The following is a 261-nucleotide window of genomic DNA, read 5'->3' as shown; positions in this document are numbered from 1 at the left end:
ACACCTTCGACGGCATCGTCGCCATAGATGACGTCGGCTACGAGTTACCGGACGAGGTTGCTGTGCGGGAGGTTGTCCGCAAGACGTTGGCCGACATGCTCGGGTCCGAGCATAAGGGACGGCCCGCTGCTCAGTACCGGGCCGAGGTTCGCGACGAAGCTGGCATGAGCATACTGACCGCCTCTGTGCTCATCGTCATCGATAAGGCGCCGGAGCGGAAGGCGGCCGAAGCTGCCGCGTAGCTCGGACATTCGGCCAGGC

General features: G+C 64.0%; 1 protein-coding gene. It reads left to right on the top strand.

Annotated elements, in window-relative coordinates:
• A partial coding sequence (locus MKK88_RS15860; RefSeq protein WP_244001292.1) for a DUF6894 family protein occupies nucleotides 1-242 on the top strand: 242 nt, incomplete at its 5' end.
• Between the last annotated feature and the right edge of the window lie 19 nt (nucleotides 243-261).

It is taken from the genome of Methylobacterium sp. E-005, assembly GCF_022829725.1.
Lineage (GTDB): Bacteria > Pseudomonadota > Alphaproteobacteria > Rhizobiales > Beijerinckiaceae > Methylobacterium.
The sequence above is the reverse complement of the archived record's forward strand: the minus strand, read 5'-3'. Positions and strand labels throughout refer to the sequence as shown.